This is a genomic window from Acidobacteriota bacterium (assembly GCA_028874215.1).
Classification (GTDB): Bacteria; Acidobacteriota; UBA6911; order RPQK01; family JAJDTT01; genus JAJDTT01.
The window spans coordinates 32,743-52,067 of record JAPPLF010000083.1; the positions used below are offsets into that span (position 1 = coordinate 32,743).

A 19,325-nucleotide genomic window follows, 5' to 3' on the forward strand; every position below is an offset into this window, starting at 1 on the left:
CGGCGGTAGGAAAACCGCCGCCCCAATCGACGACAAGAAAGTCGCCGCTCCCTACGCCATTATTTCGGTGACGGCGTGTCCGTGGACGTCGGTCAGGCGGCGTTCGATGCCGTTGTGGTAGTAGGTGAGGCGTCTATGGTCGATCCCCAGCAGGTGAAGGACCGTGGCGTGGTAGTCGTAGATGGTGACCGGGCTCTCTGCCGGCTTGTAGCCCAGCTCGTCTGAAGCTCCATAGATGAACCCCGGCTTGAGGCCGGCCCCGGCCAGCCAGCAGGTGAAGCACTCGGGGTGATGGTCCCGTCCCAGGGCGCCTCCCTGAGCCACGGGCGTCCGGCCGAACTCGGTGACCCCCAAGACGAGCGTGTCCTCCAGCATGCCGCGCGAATCCAGGTCCCGGAGCAGGCCGGCGACGGGACGATCGTACTCCAGAGCCATCTTGGTGTGGTTTTTCTCCAGTCTGCCATGGGCATCCCAGCTATTTCCCGGGCCGCCGTTGTAAACCTGGACGAATCGAACTCCGCGCTCCAGCAGGCGGCGCGCCAGCAGACAGCGGCGGCCGAACGCTTCGGTTTCTTTCGCGTCCAGGCCGTAGAGTCGGCGGGTGCTCTCGCTTTCCCGCTCGATATCGGCAATTTCAGGGACGCTCAACTGCATCCGCGCCGCCAGCTCGTACGATTTGAGACGCGCCTCCAGTGAGCTGTCGCCCGGATGCGCTTGCTGGTAGACGCGATTCATGCGTGTCAGCCACTTCAGGCCGGCGCGCCGCTGGGCGGGCGGGACAGATTCGGGAGTGGTCAGGTCATGCAGCGCATCGCCGGACGTGCGAAACGGCGTTCCCTGGTGGGAAGCGGGCAAGAAAGAAGCGCCCCACTGCAGAACGCCTCCCCAGGGGTGGTCGGCGGGGTCGGGCAGGACGACGAACGCCGGCAGGTCTTCGTTCTCGGTCCCCAGCCCGTAGCTGATCCAGGCCCCCATGCTGGGAAAGCCGCTCAGCGGAAAACCGGTGTTCATCTGGGCCACCGCCGGCATGTGGTTGGCGCTTTTGGAGACCATGGATTGAATGAGCGTGAGATTGTCGGCGCAGCCGGCCAGATGCGGCAGCAGGCTGCTCACCCAGAGTCCACTCTCGCCGCGCCGGCGGAACTCGAACGGACTCCCGAAAAGGTGGCCGGCCTCTCCGAAGAACGTGGTCATATTGAACGGGGTGCCGTTGCGCCTGGTGAGTTCGGGTTTGTAGTCCAACGTGTCGAGGTGGCTCATGCCGCCGAGTGCGAACACCTGGACGACGCGCTTGGCTCTGGGAGTAAAGTGCGGCAGTTGGCTCGACGCGGAGGCTGGGGCGTTCCCGCGCGCCGCACCCGCGGCCAACGCTTCCCGATGGGTCAACCACGAGAGCGCCATCCAGCCGAATCCCGCTCCGGCATCGAAGAGCCACCGGCGGCGGGACAGCGGGCTGAATCGGCGTTGTATTGCTGAGAGTCCGGCCATACGGCAATCCGTCAATTCACGTACAGAAACTCGCTGGTGTTGAAGAGGCCCCAGCAGAGGCTGGACAGCCCGTGTTCTCCAACCAGATCTTCGCTCCACCTCGACTCCTCCCGTCCCGGGGAACGTCCCAGCGCAATCCGGAAGGCGCGGCGGACCTGGTGTTCCCGGCCGGACTCCGATTCCCGTTCAACCCGGCCGGCGAACGCCCGGGCTTGCCGCAGGACGAAGGCATTGTTCATGAGGCTCAGCGCCTGCAGGGCGGTCGTCGTGACCACGCGCTTGGGGGTCTTCACGTTCGGATTGGGACAATCGAACGAGTCGAGCAACGGACTCGGCGCCGAGACGACGCTCATGCGATACACGGAGCGGCGGTTGAGCGCCGGTTCATCGGCATCGACCTGCGTATACATCTCGAAGGCGCCCGGTTTCTCTTCCGATCTAAAAGGACGGAAGCTGGGACCCCCCATTTCCCAGTTCACCTGTCCGCTGGCCAGAAGCATCGCGTCGCGGATGGCCTCTCCTTCGAGGCGTCGCGGAGCGTAACGCCAGAGCAGCCGGTTGCCGGCGTCGATTTCCGCGGCGGCCGCTCTCCAGGCCGAGGCTTGACGATAGGTTTGCGACGTCATGATGAGGCGGTGCAGGTTCTTGACGCTCCATCCGCCTCGTATGAACTCGCCGGCCAGCCAGTCGAGCAACTCGGGGTGGGTCGGTTGACCGCCATTGAAACCGAGATCATTGGGATTCTCCACCAGGCCCCTTCCGAAGAGGTAGTGCCAAACGCGGTTCACCATGGTTCTGGCGAAGATGGGATTTCGGGGATTCGCCAGCCACTCCGCCAACCGAATTCGGCGATCCGCTTCGGGAGCGTCTACCTCCAGTCCGAACTCGGGCGAACCAGCCGGGATGCAGGACAAGCCCCCGGCCGACACCTTCTCCAATTTCGTGTTCGGGTCGCCGCGTTCCAGCAGCCAGGTCGAGCCGGGCTGCCGGACGTCGGCGGCATAGATCCTCTGCGGGTCCGGAATCGCCTCCCGCCGCGCCCGCAAATTCTTCAGTTCGGCCCGCAGTTCGAGCGCCCTCGATCTCTCGGCGGAAGTCATGACCGGGTCCAATTCTTCTTGCCGGACATTGGGAGCCCCGCCCCGGTAGGAGGCCTCCACCTGATCCTCGGTCAGGGCGACGTCGTAAAGGCGCGCTTCCTCCAGTTCAAGGTCCTTGGAGACGTTGAACGCCACTCTCGCTTCCCCGGCCAGGTAAGTCTGCAGCCGGCCTTCCGGGATCCTGATGTCGGGAGTGTAGGCCTCGCCGTACGGTTTGCCATCTCGGTAAAGGCGAATGCTGTGGTCGGCCGCGTAGCAGATCGCGATATGGATCAACCGGGCGGCCTCGCCGGTTTCCGCTGTCCCGTTCCCATCCGCGGTGCGGAAGGAGCTGCTGCTGGAATTCACCCACTCCTTGGAGTCCCCGCCGGAGAACATGATGCCGTCCTTGACGGCGCCGAGCAAAGCTTCCGTGTTGTGGATTTGAACGGCGGTGATCAACTCTTCCGGAAGCCGGTTCAACCAGAACCAGGCTTCGATCGTCTTTTCCCGCAATTCCCGGGGGAGCGGGACCGTCTTGACGGCCGCCGACACCTTGGCGTCTGTGCCGGCGGCCACCCGCAGGCGCCCTTCGGCCAGGACCACTTTCTCCGACATCTCGATGTGCAGGGACCCCGCCGAGTCGCGGCTGTTGAGATCGAAGGTCCACCGGGCGATGGGAGAGGGCGCGGTGACGTTCGCCGGACCGCCTGACCTCCGTGACAGCACACGCCGACGAGCGGGAAGCTCGATGGAGGCCAGACGGTCCTCAAGCTCCGCGATCCGACCCTCGAGCGATTGCACCTGTTCCCCTCGCGCCTGCTGCTCTCCGGGCGTCAGCAGGTCCCGGTCTCCCTGCCAGACGCCGTCGAAGGCGGCCTTCATCCGGTAATACTCGCGCTGCGGGATGGGGTCGTACTTGTGGTCGTGGCAGCGCGCGCAGTTCACGGTCAGGCCCAGGAAGGTCTGCGAGACCGTCCCGATCATCTCCTCCATCTGTTCCTGCCGGACCATCTCGCGCTGCACGGGTACGCTGGACATGAGTCCCACGGTGTCGGAGGGTCCGGACACCAGAAACCCGGTGGCGACGACACCGTCACGGGTGACCGGCGCCAACACGTCGCCGGCGATCTGTTCCCGCGCGAAATCCAGGTAGGGTTTGTCCTGGTTGAAGCTCCCGATGACGTAGTCGCGATAGGGCCAGGCGTTTTCCCGGAGCGTGTCCCGTTCGAACCCCTCGCTCTCGGCGAAACGCACCACGTCGAGCCAATGCCGCCCCCAGCGTTCCCCGTAGCGGGGGGACGCCAGAAGCCGGTCGATCAGCTTTTCGTACGCCGCAGGCGAGGAGTCGTCCAGGAAGGCCGAGATCTCCTCGAAACTGGGCGGTAGTCCGATGAGGTCGTAGCCGGCTCGGCGAATGAGCGTACGGCGGCCGGCCGGTGGACTGGGGTCCAAACCCGCTTCCCGCATCCGGGCGTAAACGAACCGGTCGATGGGCGAGGACTGCCAGTGCTCCGGCGTGGTATCCGGCGATGGCGGCTGAGGTTTGCGCAAGGGCTGGAAGGACCACCAGTTGGAGTCGCTGCGCTTGATTGGCGATTTTGACCCGATCGGACGGTCCCACGCCGCGCCGGCTGCAATCCAATCCCTGAAAACCTCGCGATCCGCCGCAGACAGGGGACTCCCCGGAGGCATCTCCCCGGAGGAGACCCTGGACCACAGCAGGCTTGACTCGGGATGGCCGGGGACCAGAGCCGGCCCGTGGTCTCCACCGCGAAGGGCGGTTTCGAGCTGCGTCAGGTCCAGTCCGGAAGTCGCCAATTCGGAGTTGTGACAGCCGAGACATTCGGCCGCGATCAGTTCGGTGGCCCGCGACTCCGGGTCTGATGGACCGACCTCCGAACGAGCCCGGCTCGCCAACGCCAGCCCGGCGATCGAAAGGAAGACGATGATGGTTCTGTTTCTCTTCAAGAGAGGGACCTGCGGGCAATTTTACACCAACCGCGGCTCTTGTCTCGAACGGTAGGAGCGGGGGTTTTCCAACCCCCGGTTCCGGGGAGTGGGGGACTGACAGTCCCCCCTCCCAGGGATTCTATTCGCCTTCCGTCACGGCGATCACCCGGTCGGCGGGCAGGTCATGGAGGGTCTGTTTCTCCCCGCCCGGCCAATTGACTTCGAGCGAATCCACGCGGGTCCTGCGTCCCAACCCGAAGCTCACCCGATAGGGGTTGGTGGACCCGAATCCCTCGCTGCCCTTCACTTCGCGGTGCACGGTCAAGCCGCCGGCCCGGGCCACCAGCACGGCCCCCACGCCGTGGCGGTTGCTTCGGGTTCCGGCGAGATCGACCTGGAGCCAGTGGTTCCGGTTCCCCTTCTCGTTCCTGTAGAAGGCGTTTTCCCACATGTCCCCGGGATCGGCCGCTCCGATCTGGGCGTAGATGTCCAGGTCGCCGTCGCCGTCGTAGTCGATGAAGGTTACTCCGTGCCCCTTTCCGATGTGGCCCAGCCCCGAGGCCATGGTCAGGTCCGAGAAGGTCCCGTCGCCGTTGTTGCGGAAGAAACGGTTGGGCTCCAGGCGGGAGAGCTGCGGGTCCCCCGTGCCGAAGAAGATGTCCATGTAACCGTCGTTGTCCACGTCGGCCACGCCGGCGCCCATGCTGCCCACCGGATAGTAGAGCCTGGCCTCCCAGGTCGCATCGGTGAAGGTGCCGTCCCGGTTGTTTCGGAACAGCCGGGGTGCGTTGCGATCGACCGCCTCCAGGTTGGGGACGGAGTAGGCTCGCTGCAAGCCGGCCAGCACCGCCGGCCAGGTCCCCAGGCTGGTGGCCAGGATGTCGGGATAGCCGTCGTTGTCGTAGTCGAAGAAGAAACAGACGTAGCCGGCATGGGCGGGCTGCACGGCCCCCGCCTGCCGGGCCACCTCGGTGAATGTGAGGTTGCCGTCGTTGCGGTAGAGGCGGTTGGGAGCGGGGTCCCAGCCGTTGATGAACAGATCCAGGTCGCCGTCCCGGTCGTAGTCTCCCAGGGCGATCCCGATGGTTCCGAATTCGGGAGGCTCCGCCAAGCCGGCTTGCCGAGTCGAGTTGGCGAAGGTCCCGTCGCCGTTGTTCCGGTAGATCTGAGTGGTCGATCCGTCCCTCAGCACCCCGTTGCCCACCACCAGGTCCAGGTCGCCGTCATTGTCGAGATCTCCCCAGAGGGAGACGAACCCGGAGCCCGGATCGGCCACGCCCGCCTGTCGCGAAACGTCTTCGAAGGTCCCGTCCCCCCGGTTTCGGAAGAGCCGGCTGGCCATGGGACCGCTCCAGCCGTTGAGGCAGAGGTAGATGTCGATGGCTCCGTCGTTGTCGTAGTCGACGAAGTTGAGACTGTAGCCCGACGGGACCCCCGACAGGCCCGCCCGGTCCGTGACCTCGACGAACCGGCGCCCGTCATTGCGGTAGAGCGCGACGAAAGTGTCCCTCCCGCCCAGGAGCAGGTCCAGGTCGCCGTCGCCGTCATAGTCGCCCCAGGCGCAGGTCCCGTGGCCGTCCCGCCGGTTGACGCCGAGACTGGCGGCCACGTCGGTGAACTCCAGGAGCGGCGGATTCAGCCGGCCGGCCGGTTCCGAACGAAGCGGAAAAAGCAGTTCGGGAGGGAAATCGACCGGAAGACTTCCCAACCGGTCCAGGACCACCTTGAACAGCCACTGGCTGAATGGATCGACTCGTATCTGCAACGCATTGAGAATGGACTTCCCGGCCGCCGGGTAGTTCCCCAGGTGAATATGGCTGGTGCCGACTCCGCGGAAGGCTTCGATCCGCTGGGCGGGCGTCAGGCGGCGAAGGAGCGCGGACTGATAGGTCGCGATGGCCTGGAGGTGCCGGCCGCTCTTGGCCTGGACCTTGCCCAGCAGGAGGAGCGCCGATTCCTCGTCCGGCGTGAAGGGCGCCGTTTCACCGAGCATCCGCTCCAGGAGGGAAGCGGCGCGGTCGAGTCCGATCATGGAATCGTGCGGCACCCGGTCTTCGCTCTCGACGTAGAACCGGACCCCGCTGAGTCCCAGCCACTCGGCGACGTTCAGCAGAAAGGGGTGGGACGAGGGCTGAAGAGCCATGACCTTCCGGGCCAGTTCGTAGGCCCTCCCGGGGTCGTAGTAGATGCTCCCCTTGCCCCGGTGGATCGGGTATTTCAGCCGCAGTGCATTGAGATGTTCGGGATCGATGGCGAGCGCCCGGTCCAACTCTCGAACGGCCTGCCCCAGGGATTCCCGTCCCGCGGCGGCGGTGCGCGACTGGTTGAAGTCGACGATGTGGGTGCGTGCGAGCTGATAGTGCAGGTCGGCGTTGGCCGGGCCGGTGGCCACGCACCCCCGGAGCTTGTCCCTGGCCTCCACCGTTCGAGTCTGGAGAATCAGTGACAGGGCTTCGTCGTAATTCCCCCGGCAGGCGGATTCCTGTCCGCCCGCCCGGATTCCTTCCCCCAACCCCAGCAGAATCGGGAGCGAAAGAAGGGTCCTCAGAGTCAGTGCCGAAAGACCCGGGAGCGGGGCGGAATTCAGCATAGCCGTTGGAATACCAGTGACATCTTGTCCAGCGTCTCGGCAATGTCCTCCTCGCCGTGGACGGCCGAGACGTACCATCTGCCGTCGGGCAGGAGGTAAATGCCTTCTCTCAAGGCCTCCATGACGAACCGGCTCAGACGGTCCGTGTCGTCTTCCAAAGTATCCCGATAGTCGACCAAGTCGTCCTTTTCCGTGAAGTGCACGCTGAACGCCGTTCCCAGACCGGTGATCTTCACCGGGAACGGCCGGTCCGCCGCAAGGGTCCGCAAGCCACCCATCAGCCTCTCTCCCATGGCCAGGGCATGAGCCAGAGGCGCGCCGCCGTCTTTCTCGAGTGCAGCCAGGGTGGCGTCGGCGGCCGCTACGGACAGGGGGTTGCCGTTGTAGGTCCCGCCGAAGGCGACGCCGTCCATCAATTGCTCCATGATGGCGCGCCGGCCGGCCACCGCGCTGAAGGGCAGGCCGCCCCCGATGGCTTTTCCAAGGGTGCACAGATCCGGGGTGAGTCCGAAGTGCTCCTGAGCGCCGCCCAGGGCGATCCGGAAGCCGGTGATGACCTCGTCGAAGATCAAGAGGGCGCCGTGTTGCGCGCAGATCTCCTGGATGCTGCGCAAGTAACCCTCCCGCGGCAGCAGGCAACCGCTGTTGCACAAGACCGGCTCCATGATCACCGCGGCGATCTCGCCGCCGTGCCGCCGGAAGAGGCCTTCAACCAGATCCGTTCGATTCCAGGCGCAGACCAGCAGATCGTCCAGCGCGGCCGGGAGCTGACCCCGGGTGCCGGGTGCGGTCCGGGGATGCTCGACGGTTCCGATTTCCTCCAGCGCGGGATGGTAGCTGGCCAGGATCGAATCCATCCAGCCGTGGTAGTGGCCTTCGAACTTGACCACGAGCTTCCGCCCGGTGAAGGCTCGTGAGAGGCGCAGGGCCAGTTGCACCGCTTCGCTTCCACTGGAAGTGAACGCGACCCGTTCGGCGCACGGAACCAGCCGTTGCACTCGCTCGGAAAGTCGGGACTCCAGCTCGTGCTGAGCGCCGTAGTGAAAGGGACTCTCCACTTGGGCCCGAAGTGTCTCCAGAAGGGCCGGGTGGCGATGGCCCAGGATCAGAGGACCCCAGCCCAGTCCGTAATCGATGTAGCGGTTCCCGTCCACGTCTTCCAGGCGGCAACCCGAGCCATCCCGAAAGAAAAGCGGCACCGGAGATTTGCGCCGGAAAGGACTGCTCACGCCGCCGGCCAGGGATCCTTCGGCCCGAACCAGGAACTCCCTTGATTTCTTCCATTTATCTTCCATGGGACTCTCGAAGGCCGCCGGTTCACTGTGTATCTTATGACTAACTCGCGGAGAATCATAATGAAACGATTCCCGGCGTCCGCGCCATGCCAACTCATTGTTGCCGTCACTCTGTCAGCGTTCTCGGCTCCCGGCTTGGCCTCCGAGGGGACGCTCCATGTGGGCTGGGCCGCGGTGGAGATCACGCCGCCCCGGGAAGTGGCGCTGGTGGGTCAAATGCACCCACGCATCGCCGGCCGGGCCCGGGATCCGCTGACGGCGACGGTCCTGGCGCTTGAGACCAAGCAGGACGGCCGTTCCCTGGAACAGGCCGTCATGATCTCCTGCGATCTCGGCTACATCCGGCAGGTCACCGAAGAGGGACTGCGGCGTTCGGCCGCACGGGAGCTGAAGGATCTCGACCCGGAGAAGGTGTTTCTTCACGCCACGCACACCCACACCGCTCCGGGTCAGGTCGACGGCACCTTCAGCGTCTGGTGGGGCGACGAGCCGCCGGCGGTGGCCATGAGCTCGACCGAGTACGGACAGTGGTTGGTGGACCGGTTGTCCGAAGGTCTGGTCAACGCCTGGCAGAGCCGCAAGCCGGCCGGCATGAGCTGGGGACTGGGACAAGCCGTGGTCGGACACAACCGGCGCGCCGTCTACCGCAGCGGCGAGTCGGTGATGTACGGGGACACCAGCCGGGGTGACTTCATCGGGATCGAAGGGTTCGAGGACCCCGGGGTGCCGATGCTCTTCTTCTGGAATGACCGGGAGGAGCTTACCGGCGTCGTGATCAATCTGGCCGCCCCCTCGCAGGAGACGGAAGGCCTTTCGGAGGTCTCCGCCGATTTCTGGCACGAGGTCCGGCAGGAAGTCCGAAAACGTCATCAACCCGGCTGGTTCATCTTTCCTCAATGCGCCGCTTCAGGCGACATCTCGCCTCACCTGATGTTTCGCAAACGCGCCGAGCAGATCATGCTGGAGCGCAAGGGCGTTTCCAGCCGCCAGGAGATCGCCCTCCGCATCGCCGACGCTCTGGACGCCGTTCTGCCTTACGCCGAGGCCGGACTCAAGAAGAGATTGCCCCTCCGGCACAAGGTCCTGCATCTCGACCTTCCCAGAGCCAGTCCGTCGAGGGAGCCGCCCTATCCCATTGACGGCGGCGGAAAGTTCCGCGTCCACGTGATCCGGCTGGGCGACGTCGCATTGGTGAGCGTCCCTTTTGAGCTCTACCTGGAATATTCCATCCGCATCCAGGCGCGAAGCCCGGCCGTGTTGACCTTCACGGTGCAATTGGCCAGTCAGTTGGCCGGTTATCTCCCGACGACGGAAGCCGTCGCCGGTGGCGGATACAGCGCAGACCGGTTCCTGGTCGGGCCCGAAGGGGGAGACGTGCTGGTGGACGAAGTCCTGAAGGCCATCCACTCGCTGTTTCGATAGGTGGAGAGGAGAGGGGACAGTAATGTCACCGCAAGAATCGGCGGTTCGAAACCGCCGCTCCAATCAGGAATCGGCGGTTGACAACCCTCGCTCCAAGCACATGACCAAACCGATTCCACGCTTCCAATTGAAGAGAGCGGTCAGTGCCCGCCAGTTTTTCATGCTGGCCTACGGCACGGTGGTCGGAGTGGGGTGGCTCGTCTACCCCGGCGTCTGGCTCTCCACCTCCGGCCCTCTCGGGGCCATCGCCGGTTTCACGGGGGGCGGGGTGATCATGCTCGTGATCGCTCTCTGCTATGCGGAAATGGCGGGAATGTTCCCCGTCTCCGGCGGAGAGGTTGCGTACACCTACGAAGTCTACGGTCTCCGCTTCTCCTTCCTGTGCGGATGGCTGCTGGCCTTCGAGTATATTGCGGTGACCAGTTGGGAAGCGATCTTGCTGGCCTTGATCGCGGACGCCCTCTTCCCAGGCATCTCGGGGCCGGAGCTGTATTCCGTGGGCGGCCATCCGGTGCGCCTGGGAAGCCTTCTCATCGCCCTTGTCGGAATGGTTCTGATGACGTGGGTGATCTATCGCGGAATGAAGCTGGCGGCCCGCTTTCAGGAATTGCTCACGGCCGTATTTATTGCGGCATGTGCCGTCTTCATCGTTGCCGGGATCGCCTTCGGGGAAACGGGAAACCTGGAACCGTTATTCCACCGCGACCAGGTGGGTTCGGTCTGGCCCGGAATATTGGCGGCCTTGATGACGGCTCCGTTCTTCATGGCGGGTTTCGACACCATTCCCCAGGTCATGGAGGAGAAATCGCCGGGAACCCCCATGCGGAGGGCCGCACTGATGATGGCGGCCTCCATCGCCGCGGGCGGGACCTTCTACTGCCTGCTGATTCTCTCGGTGTCCATGGCCGCACCGTGGCAGGAGGCGGTCCGATTGGAGGGTCTGACCACCGCCGCCACCTACGAATCCAGTTTCGATTCGCCGCTGTTCGGAAGAATCATCGTGTTCACGGGGCTGCTGGGCCTCATCACGACGCTCAATCCCATCTTCATTGCGGCGTCGCGCCTGGTCTTCGCATTGGGCCGGGCCCGCATGATCCCGGCCGGATTCGCCGCGGTCCACCCCCTTTTCGGATCTCCCGGACGAGCGGTCCTCCTGGTCGGCCTGATCGGCGCGTTGGGCAGTTTCCTGGGCCGCGGTGGCCTCGCTCCCATCGTCGGCATGGCTGTCATGTGCCTGGCCACGGTCTTCTTTTTTGTCTGCCTCGGGGTCCTGATCCTGCGGGTGAAACGGCCGAATGCCCCTCGTCCCTTCCGCGTGCCGGGCGGCGTCTGCACCGCCGGCCTGGGGGTCGCCGGCACCCTGTTCTTCTTGGCTGTTGCGGTCTACGAGCCGTTCGCAAACTCCGACGGTTTTCCCCTGGAGTGGAGCCTCTTCATCGGCGGCTTGCTGCTGGGCCTGTTCTTCTGGCTCATCGCCGGCAAGGTTCGGACTGGCGTCAGCGACAAGGACCGCCGAAGACTGATCCTGGGCAAAGATTAAGTGAAGCGGCGACTTTCCTGTCGCCGATCTCCGGAATAACAAAACCCCGAGACCAAGCGGGAAAGCTCGGAGTGGGCGACAAGAAAGTCACCCTCCCCAGTGGGGGACTAACAGTCCCCCCTCCTCACTTCACCGGGTAGAGCGGCAATTCGATGAAGGACGCGTTTTCCGACTGGTGATAGACCGTATTGTTGGCAATGCGCCATCCCCGGTCGTGCGGATCGCCGGTATTCCGATTGATGTCGAAGTTGGGAAAGTTGCTGCTGGCGACGTGGATCTGAATCCGGTGGTTCGCCTTGAAGACGTTGGCCGCCGGCTGCAGCGGAAATTCGAGCCGGTAGTTCTTCCCCTCCTCCATGAGGACCGATTTTTCGAAACTCTCCCGGTACCGCGCGCGCAAGATCCCCTCCGACACGGGCACGCCATATCCGGCCGGGTAGTCCGCACTGGGCGGATAGAGGTCGACCAGCTTGACGTAGAAGTCGGTGTCGGGGGCATCGGAGGAGACCCAGAGCACCGCCTTGACGTTGCCCGCGATCCGAACGTCCCCGGCCAGGGGCGCGGTCTGGTAGACGAGAACGTCCGGGCGCGAGGAGATGGGCAAACCCGGAATGCCGTGTCCCGGCAGGCTCTCCAGCTCGATCTGGTCGCGGGGGCCCATGCCCCGAAAGCCCAGCTTGAGCGCCGGACCGTAGGAGATGATGCAGCGGCCGTTGCTGGAGACCGTATCGTTGGGATCGTAAGTGTAGGTGGTGGATGAGCCTGAGGCAGCCGGCTTCTCATCCGACAGGCTGCCGTTCGCGTGCAGAAAGAACTTCGTGGGCCGGACTCCCCCCGGAGGCCACTGGTCCGTGTAGTGCCATTCGCCGCCGTGATTCAGCCGGCCGTCCGGAGCCTTTCGGCCATCTCCGCCGCCCATGACGAACACCTGGATCGGCTTCCCCAGGTCGACGCTCTCGTCGTCCTTCATCCAGCGGTCGAACCATTTCAGCTCCAACTGTCGGAACTTGTCGTAGGTGTCGATGCCGTCCCCCCGGTTGCCGAAATTGAGGTCTCCCTGGGAGGTGTCGAAGTTGTTGTGGGTCCAGGGTCCGATCAGCAGGTACTGGTTCTCGCGTCCCAGTTGGACCATCTTCTGGTAGCCGTCGCTGATGGTTCTCGGGTACCAGTCGTACCAGCCGACCACCCACAGGATGGGCATCTTGGGGTAGTCCTCGAAGTACTCGTCCATTCCCAGGCCCGGCTGGCGCCAGAAGTCGGTGTATTCGTTGTTGTCGAAATAGAGCTTGAACGCCGCGTCCTCATACTGCGGTGTCAGGCCGAGGGGAGTCTGTCCCCGCCGCCAGGGGATGCGGGAGGCCCAGTCCAGGAAGTTCTGCCCGGTCCTCATGGTCATGATGGGTTCGGCGATGAAGGGCTTGTCCTTCGCTTCCTGGCTGCTGGCGGCCACCGCCACGATCCACTGCAGGAGCCCCAGGTGCAGGGCGCCGCCTGAGCGCATGCTGTAGTGGTAGGCGTTGATGGGACCCTCCATGGGGATCATGGTCACCAGGCTGGGTGGATTCAGAGCGGCCAGATGGAATTGGACCCAGGCCATGTAGGAGACTCCGTAGGTGCCGACCTTGCCGTTGCTGGACGGATGCTTCGCCATCCATTCCACCGTGTCGTAGCCGTCCTCGGGGTCGTCGACGAAGGGAAAGAACACCCCCTCGGACTGGAAACGGCCGCGGCAGTCCTGGATCACCGAGACATAGCCGTTGCGGGCATAGAACTCGGCCGCCTCCTTGAAGAAATTTCCTTCCTTGTCGTAGGGAGTCCTCTGCATGACCACCGGGAACTTCTCGTCGGCGGGTTGCCCGTTTTCGGCCGGCAGGTAGATGTCGGTGGCCAGCTTCACGCCGTCCCGCATGGGGATCATGACGTTTTTCAATACGGCCACGTCCCAGGTCTTTCCGGTCTTGGCGCCCTGCGAAAATGCCGAACTGACGACACAGAGCGCGATCATCGAAAACACAATCGTTGGCTCTTTCATGTTGAGGTCTCCTCCGGGTCCGCAAGTCCTTCCATAACAATTCCATTCGGTTTTCTTCGCCGGCTCAGGGGCCACTCTCGATCCAGATGGGACTGGACCAGGCCATGACGGCCCGGTGCTCCACCAGCCCGCGCTGCCGCACCCGGACGTAATAGAACGCCCGGTCCGAATATCCCTCGTCGGTCAAGGATTCCCGCAGGCGGGAGCCGCGGGGTGTCCATCTCTTCACCAGGGAATACGCTTCCCGGCGGCGGTCGAAGGCGGCCAGCTCGACCCAGGCGATGTCATCCGTGCCGTGGACCTCGAGGTCAATCCGGGGCGGTCCGCCGGTCGTGACCATCGTTCCGGGCATCCCGCCGTTGATTCGAAAGTCCAGGTAGATCCGCTGGCCGGTCGTGGCGTAGGTCTGCCGCTTCGCGAGCGCCTGGAAGATGGTTTCGCGGTCCAGCCGCTCCGCCCAGACGGCCGCGAGTCCCCAATAGGGCTGACCCGGACGAGCGGTGTGATCGTCGGAAGCCGCGATCGTCCCCAGTTTCAAACCGGCGGCCCAGGCGTCCCGGGCATAGTGAGGGCCTTGGGCGCTGTTGGAGATGGGGACCATGCCCCGATGCTCTTCGGGAACCAGCTCGCTGCCGATGGGATAGGTCCCGTACGGCGCCATGCCGACCAGTTGATCGTAGCTCAGCGGATGTTCCGGTTCGAAGAGTTCGCTCTGTCCATGAACCGAGAAGATCTCGAAGAGGGGACGCAGGGAGTGGTCCCGGTCCCAGACCGCGGCGGCCCAGTGGACGCCGGTATGATGAGGAACCGTGAACGCGCGGTGCGAGGAAAGCCGGCGCCACAACTCCTCCAGTGTATTCACCTCCAGCTTCCGATAGAGGGGAGCCTCGTCATCCGCGAAATAGACGTTGTGATGACCGAACGGAGCGGGCAGGGAACACTCGTAGCCCAGCAGCGTCACGAAACGTCCCGGATCGTAGAAGGACCGGACGCTCGCCTGGATCGCCCGCCATTCCGAGTCGGTGATTCCCTCGTCCCGCCGGTCTCCCGAGGAGTGCTCCGAAGAGGCGAAGAAGTCCAGGTTCGCCTGATCCCGGGCGAAGGTGAACGGGTCGACTCCCAGGGCGTCCTTGCTCATTGTGGAGTGGGAATGCAGATCGCCCCAGTAGAGTTTCAGGGGCGCGTCTTCTTCGGTCACCCGAATCGGATTGGACCGATGGAGCCCGACGGCGCCGTTGCCCACCTCCAGCGCCTGGAACCCGGGAGTCGTGAAGCGAGCCTGTCCCTTCCAGACGGCGCCCTCCGTGTTGAGGCTCAAGGGCTGCATTCCGGGGTCGGAGGAACGGAGTTCAAGACCACTCGGCAACTCGGCTGAATTGCCGAGCCGGTCCCGCGCCGTGACATGGACGTCGACCGGTTGGCCCACGGTCCCCACCGAGTCCGCCGTGACGAGAATGGTATGGAAGGCGCCGGCGAACGTCGTCAACCGAGGGGGATCGTGGAGCTCGCGCCATTGGCCGTCGCCGAGGTCGAACCGGACCGGGATCGGGACGGTCTCGGCCAGGCGCGAGGTCCGTATCGGACGGGCGGCGCTGCCGTACTGGAGCGTGATCTCCTGGCCGGCCCCAAGTTCGCCCGCAAGGCACGTCAGCACCAACCGGCGGTCGAAGCGGTGATAGGTCCCGTCGTGGTGCTCCTCAAGGACTTCCAGCCGCCACCGATCCGCTCTCCCCGTAGGCAGCAGAGCGAAGTATTCCATCAACTCCTGGCTTGGAACCCGCAGGGTCGGCCCCAGTTTGCCGTCCTCTCTCCGGGTGGGGCGGATGGTGTGCCATGTCCAACTCCCCGGCAGAGCCAGGCTGATGCGGGAACCGGACGACAGCTTGCCCTCCTTGACCCGGATGCGAAAAAGCAAACGGCCTTCGTCGTCTACCCGAAAACGATCCGGACTCACTTCGGCGGAAAGGGTCGTCGGCGGGTGGGGCCGACATCCTGCGAAAAAAATCAGAAGCAGGCATGCCGGCAGGAGAAGTCCGGCTGCGAAGATACATCGGCGATGGACCGATGATTGAAATCTTTCCATCGTTCGATCAGCGTCCCGGCGAGATATGTGGACTTGTCGTTTGAGGGAATGCTAGCAAGGATGCCCCGGCAACGCGAACTGGAGGAGGGACTGTCGGTCCCCTCCGGACCCCGGACGCGGGGATTAACAGCCCCGTCTCCTGTTGCGGCGGCTGGAGAGCCGCCGCTCCCCGGGTTGACCGGCGTCGGGGCAGGGCATAGACTCGCGAAATCCTTTTCCCTCTGGTCGAAACCCCGCAAACCAGCCGTTAACGGAGGGGCACCGAAATGTTCTTTCTTCTCCTGTTCGCGACCCTCGCTGCGGTGAGCCTTTCCGCCGAACCCTCCGGCGACCCCATGGCCGGCACCCCATACGGCGACAAGCTCAAGGTGAGCTACGAGCGCGTCGCCATGCGGGACGGCGTGGAGCTGGCGGTCCGCATCATTCGCCCCGATGCCGAGGGCCGGTTTCCGGCCGTCATGATCTATTACCCCTACCGTTTCCTGAAGCAGGGCGCCCTGGAGTACGACGACGAGCCGTGGCCGTTTCAGCCCATGCTCTACCTGGCCGGGCAGGGCTACGCCATCGTTCAGTACGATACCCGCGGGACCGGCAACTCCGGCGGTTCCACCCGGGACATGTACAACCAGGACGAGCAACGGGACGGCTACGAAATGGTGGAGTGGATCGCCGCCCGACCCTGGTGCAACCGTAAGGTCGGGATGATGGGGATTTCCTATGGGGGAGTGGTGCAGTGGCAGGTGGCCAAGCAGGCGCCCCCGCACCTGAAGGCCATCATCGTCCGCTCCGGAAACGACGACAACTACACCGAGTTCATCTATCCCGGCGGAGTGCTCCGGCCCTTCGTCATGTGGCGGTATGCGCCCCAGATGACCGCCATGAACTTTGCTCCCCCGGACCCGGAACTGACCGGGGAGAAGTGGAGCGCGATCTGGGAGGAGCATCTCCAGAACAACCGGCCCTGGGGCTACGGCTACGTCAAGCACATGCTGGATGGTCCCTACTGGCGCGGCCAGTCCCTGGCGCCCGGCTACGACCGGGTCAAGTGCGCCGTGTTCGTGATCGGCGGCTGGGCCGACTGGTACCCGACCGCCCTGCTTCGCGCCTTCTCCAAGCTGAAGGTGCCCAAGCGGGCCCTCGTCGGCCCCTGGGGACACTGGTGGCCGGAAGTCCACAACACCGTTCCCGGACCCCGGATCGACGGGCGCCTGGAATACCTGAAGTGGTTCGACTACTGGCTCAAGGGAATCGACAACGGAGTGATGGACGAACCCCCGGTGACCCTCTTCAAGCGGCAGTACAAAGAACCCTCGGCGAGGATGTACCTGGAGGAGCCGGGCTTCTGGCAGTCGGAGATGGATTGGCCGGTTCCCAGAACCCAATACACGCCCATGTACTTTCACGACGGCGGCCGGCTCGGCCGGGAACGGCCGTCGGGAACGGAGTCCGGATCCGACCGTTACGAATACGACCCGGCCGTCGGCATCACCTCGGGCATCCATGCCGGAGGGAGCATCAATCCCTGGGGGATGCCCGTGGACCAACGCTTGGACGAGGCCCATTCCCTCGTCTACACGTCCGAGCCGTTGGAGGAGGACCTGGAGGTCACCGGAAATCCCACCGCGGTGCTCCACGTCTCATCGACTGCCGAGGTGGCTTATTTCCGGGTCAAGCTCATCGACGTGGCCCCGGACAAAACGTCCAAACTGGTCCGCTACGGGGGACTCAACGCCACTCATCGGAACTCGCACTCCCGTCCGGAACCGCTGGAGACGGGCGCCGTCCACGAACTGAGGTTCGATCTGAAGGCCATGTCCTACGTGTTCGCGAAGGGGCACCGGATCCGGGTCGCCGTCGCCGGCGGCGACATGCCGAATGCCTGGCCCACGCCCAAGCCGGCGGTGATCACACTGCACCGGGACAGCGGTCGTCCGTCCCACCTGGTGATTCCGGTGGTGCCTGCGCAGAACCCGGAGTTGCCCGCGCCCGGACTGAAGCGCCTTGCCAATGCCGATCCGGACGACCTGTCCCAGCCCAAGGAGTACTCCATTACCCGCGATCTGGTGAACAAGACCACGACGCTCCGGCTCCACGTGGTGAGAGGCACTTTCCTTATCGATTCCCGCTTCACGGTCTCGTCGGAGAATCCGGCCCGGGCCACGGTCAACGCCAGGGCGGTCTATACCGTGGATCGGCCGGAATCGAAGATTCGGGTGGAATCCAACGAGCTGACGACCAGCAACGAGACCTCGTTTCGCTACGTGGCGGACGTGGAGGTCACCGTCAATGGAGCCCGCCACTTCAACAAGAGCTGGTCGATCACGGTTCCCCGCCAGTTGAACTAATGTTGCCGGTGAGGATTGGGAGATTGGTGATCTGGAGCCGGCCGGGATGGGGGCGGGGGTTCTCGAGCCCCGGCGCATGGCATCGGGGGGACCGGAAAGTCCCACCTCCACATCCCCCCTCCGGGTCTTCCCCCCGACAACAGGAAGGTCATTCGCGATGAAGAAACTGAACCGCCGGGAATTTGTCCAAACCGGGAGCGGCACCGCATTGGTGGCCTCCGTGGCTCCGGCCGCCCTCGGGGCAGCGCCGCCGGCCGTCTCCGGCAAGCACGGCTCCAAGAAGTTCAAGATCGCCATCATCGGCGTTGGGAGCCGGGGCACGCTCTTCCTCAAGGCGTCCCTCGACCGGTTCAACGTCGACGTTCCGGCGCTGTGCGACTTCCGGGAGGAGGCGGCTCAACGGGGAGTCGAGATGGTGCGGGAAAAGCTCGGGTACGAGCCCGACACCTACACCGACGGTCCCAACGACTACCGGCGCTTGCTCGAGCGCGACGACGTCGACGCCGTCTTCATCACTACGCCCACCTGGTGGCACGGACCCATGGCCATCGACAGCTTGCGGGCGCACAAGCACGTCTTCAGCGAGGTGCCCGCCTGCAACACCATTCAGGAAGGCTGGGACCTGGTGCGGGCGGCTCAGGAGACCGACGCCAAGTATTTCATGGCGGAGAACCTGTGCTTCACCCGCAGCAACATGATGATCCTGAACGCGGTCGAGAAGGGGGTCTTCGGAACCCTCACCTTCGCCGAGTGCGGCTATATCCACGAAGCCCGGAACCTGCAGTTCGATGAGGACGGATCGCTGAACTGGCGCGGATCGCTCAACAGCCGGACGGACCTGATCGCCAACACCTATCCCACCCATGCCCTCGGCCCCACCTCCATGTGGTTCGGAATCCCGCGGGGCGATCAACTCCGGCAATGCGTGAGCATGATGACGCCGGCCTACAGCTTTCGCGAATACGCCATCCGGCGATTCGGTCCGGACAGTCCGGGAGCTACGGCCACCTGGAACGGGGACAACACCGTGAGCCTGATTCGGACCGAGAGCGGAGCCGTGATCTTCCTCCGCTTCGACATCTGTTCCCCGCGGCCGCACCACATCGACTACTACACGCTTCAGGGCACCAAGGCCTCGTATGACGACGAAGCGGGGATGTTCGTTGACGGGAAGTCGAAGGACTGGGACCCCGTCCCGGACTACTACGAGCGTTACGATCACCCCTTCTGGACTCGGCACGGGGAGGCGGCATTGCGGACCGGGCATGGCGGCGGCGACTATTTCGTCGTCGAGCATTTCTACAAGTGCCTGACGGAAGACAGGACTCCGGGGATCGACGTCTACGACGCCGTTACCTGGAGTTCCCTCATCCCCCTCTCTGCGAAATCCGTCCGTGAGAACGGGGCCACCCAGGAGGTGCCTGACTATACGGAAGGCCAGTGGAAGAACCGCCGCCGTTACGATTGGAGCAACGGCTGACGACAGCGTTGATCCGGC

10 protein-coding genes are annotated in these 19,325 nt (G+C 64.4%); 4 read left to right on the plus strand and 6 right to left on the minus strand.

Features of this window, described 5'->3' with window-relative positions:
• Positions 1-51 precede the first annotated feature (51 nt).
• From OXT71_16675 to OXT71_16690, 4 genes are all read right to left on the minus strand, one after another.
• Complete coding sequence (locus OXT71_16675; protein ID MDE2928030.1) at positions 52-1,488, minus strand: DUF1501 domain-containing protein; 1,437 nt, start codon at positions 1,486-1,488, stop codon at positions 52-54.
• 11 nt (positions 1,489-1,499) lie between these two features.
• Positions 1,500-4,538: a DUF1553 domain-containing protein gene (locus OXT71_16680; GenBank protein MDE2928031.1), complete on the minus strand. Its 3,039-nt coding sequence runs from the start codon at positions 4,536-4,538 to the stop codon at positions 1,500-1,502.
• 121 nt (positions 4,539-4,659) lie between these two features.
• Complete coding sequence (locus OXT71_16685; protein ID MDE2928032.1) at positions 4,660-7,110, minus strand: FG-GAP-like repeat-containing protein; 2,451 nt, start codon at positions 7,108-7,110, stop codon at positions 4,660-4,662.
• Positions 7,104-8,405 (minus strand): aspartate aminotransferase family protein, encoded by a 1,302-nt coding sequence (locus tag OXT71_16690; protein ID MDE2928033.1) that lies wholly within the window; start codon positions 8,403-8,405, stop codon positions 7,104-7,106. The genes OXT71_16685 and OXT71_16690 overlap by 7 nt, the downstream gene beginning before the upstream one ends.
• A 60-nt stretch (positions 8,406-8,465) precedes the next feature.
• On the opposite strand from OXT71_16690, the gene OXT71_16695 reads away from it, so the two are divergent.
• Both OXT71_16695 and OXT71_16700 read left to right on the plus strand, forming a co-directional pair.
• Complete coding sequence (locus OXT71_16695) at positions 8,466-9,827, plus strand: hypothetical protein (GenBank protein MDE2928034.1); 1,362 nt, start codon at positions 8,466-8,468, stop codon at positions 9,825-9,827.
• A gap of 22 nt (positions 9,828-9,849) precedes the next feature.
• Entirely contained in the window at positions 9,850-11,367 is a 1,518-nt protein-coding gene (locus tag OXT71_16700) for an APC family permease (GenBank protein ID MDE2928035.1), read from the plus strand.
• Positions 11,368-11,491: 124 nt separating this feature from the next.
• On the opposite strand, the gene OXT71_16705 is transcribed toward OXT71_16700, so the two are convergent.
• The gene (locus OXT71_16705) at positions 11,492-13,399 is read right to left on the minus strand and encodes a CocE/NonD family hydrolase (protein MDE2928036.1); all 1,908 of its coding nucleotides are present in this window, start codon (positions 13,397-13,399) and stop codon (positions 11,492-11,494) included.
• Positions 13,400-13,463: 64 nt separating this feature from the next.
• Positions 13,464-15,314 carry a DUF3604 domain-containing protein gene (locus OXT71_16710; GenBank protein ID MDE2928037.1) on the minus strand — a complete coding sequence of 617 codons (1,851 nt, stop codon included), beginning with the start codon at positions 15,312-15,314 and terminating at the stop codon, positions 13,464-13,466.
• Between the two features lie 434 nt (positions 15,315-15,748).
• On the opposite strand from OXT71_16710, the gene OXT71_16715 reads away from it, so the two are divergent.
• Together OXT71_16715 and OXT71_16720 are read left to right on the plus strand one after the other, a co-directional pair.
• Positions 15,749-17,827 carry a CocE/NonD family hydrolase gene (locus OXT71_16715; protein MDE2928038.1) on the plus strand — a complete coding sequence of 693 codons (2,079 nt, stop codon included), beginning with the start codon at positions 15,749-15,751 and terminating at the stop codon, positions 17,825-17,827.
• Between the two features lie 157 nt (positions 17,828-17,984).
• A complete protein-coding gene (locus tag OXT71_16720) occupies positions 17,985-19,307 on the plus strand; it encodes a Gfo/Idh/MocA family oxidoreductase (protein ID MDE2928039.1) in 1,323 nt (440 codons plus the stop codon).
• Positions 19,308-19,325 lie beyond the last annotated feature (18 nt).

Bases quoted from the DNA above. Each gene is read 5' to 3' on its own strand.
- OXT71_16675 (MDE2928030.1), bottom strand. From the start codon at position 1,488: ATGGCCGGACTCTCAGCAATACAACGCCGATTCAGCCCGCTGTCCCGC.
- OXT71_16685 (MDE2928032.1), bottom strand. From the start codon at position 7,110: ATGCTGAATTCCGCCCCGCTCCCGGGTCTTTCGGCACTGACTCTGAGG.
- OXT71_16690 (MDE2928033.1), bottom strand. From the start codon at position 8,405: ATGGAAGATAAATGGAAGAAATCAAGGGAGTTCCTGGTTCGGGCCGAA.
- OXT71_16695 (MDE2928034.1), top strand. From the start codon at position 8,466: ATGAAACGATTCCCGGCGTCCGCGCCATGCCAACTCATTGTTGCCGTC.
- OXT71_16700 (MDE2928035.1), top strand. From the start codon at position 9,850: ATGTCACCGCAAGAATCGGCGGTTCGAAACCGCCGCTCCAATCAGGAA.
- OXT71_16705 (MDE2928036.1), bottom strand. From the start codon at position 13,399: ATGAAAGAGCCAACGATTGTGTTTTCGATGATCGCGCTCTGTGTCGTC.
- OXT71_16715 (MDE2928038.1), top strand. From the start codon at position 15,749: ATGTTCTTTCTTCTCCTGTTCGCGACCCTCGCTGCGGTGAGCCTTTCC.
- OXT71_16720 (MDE2928039.1), top strand. From the start codon at position 17,985: ATGAAGAAACTGAACCGCCGGGAATTTGTCCAAACCGGGAGCGGCACC.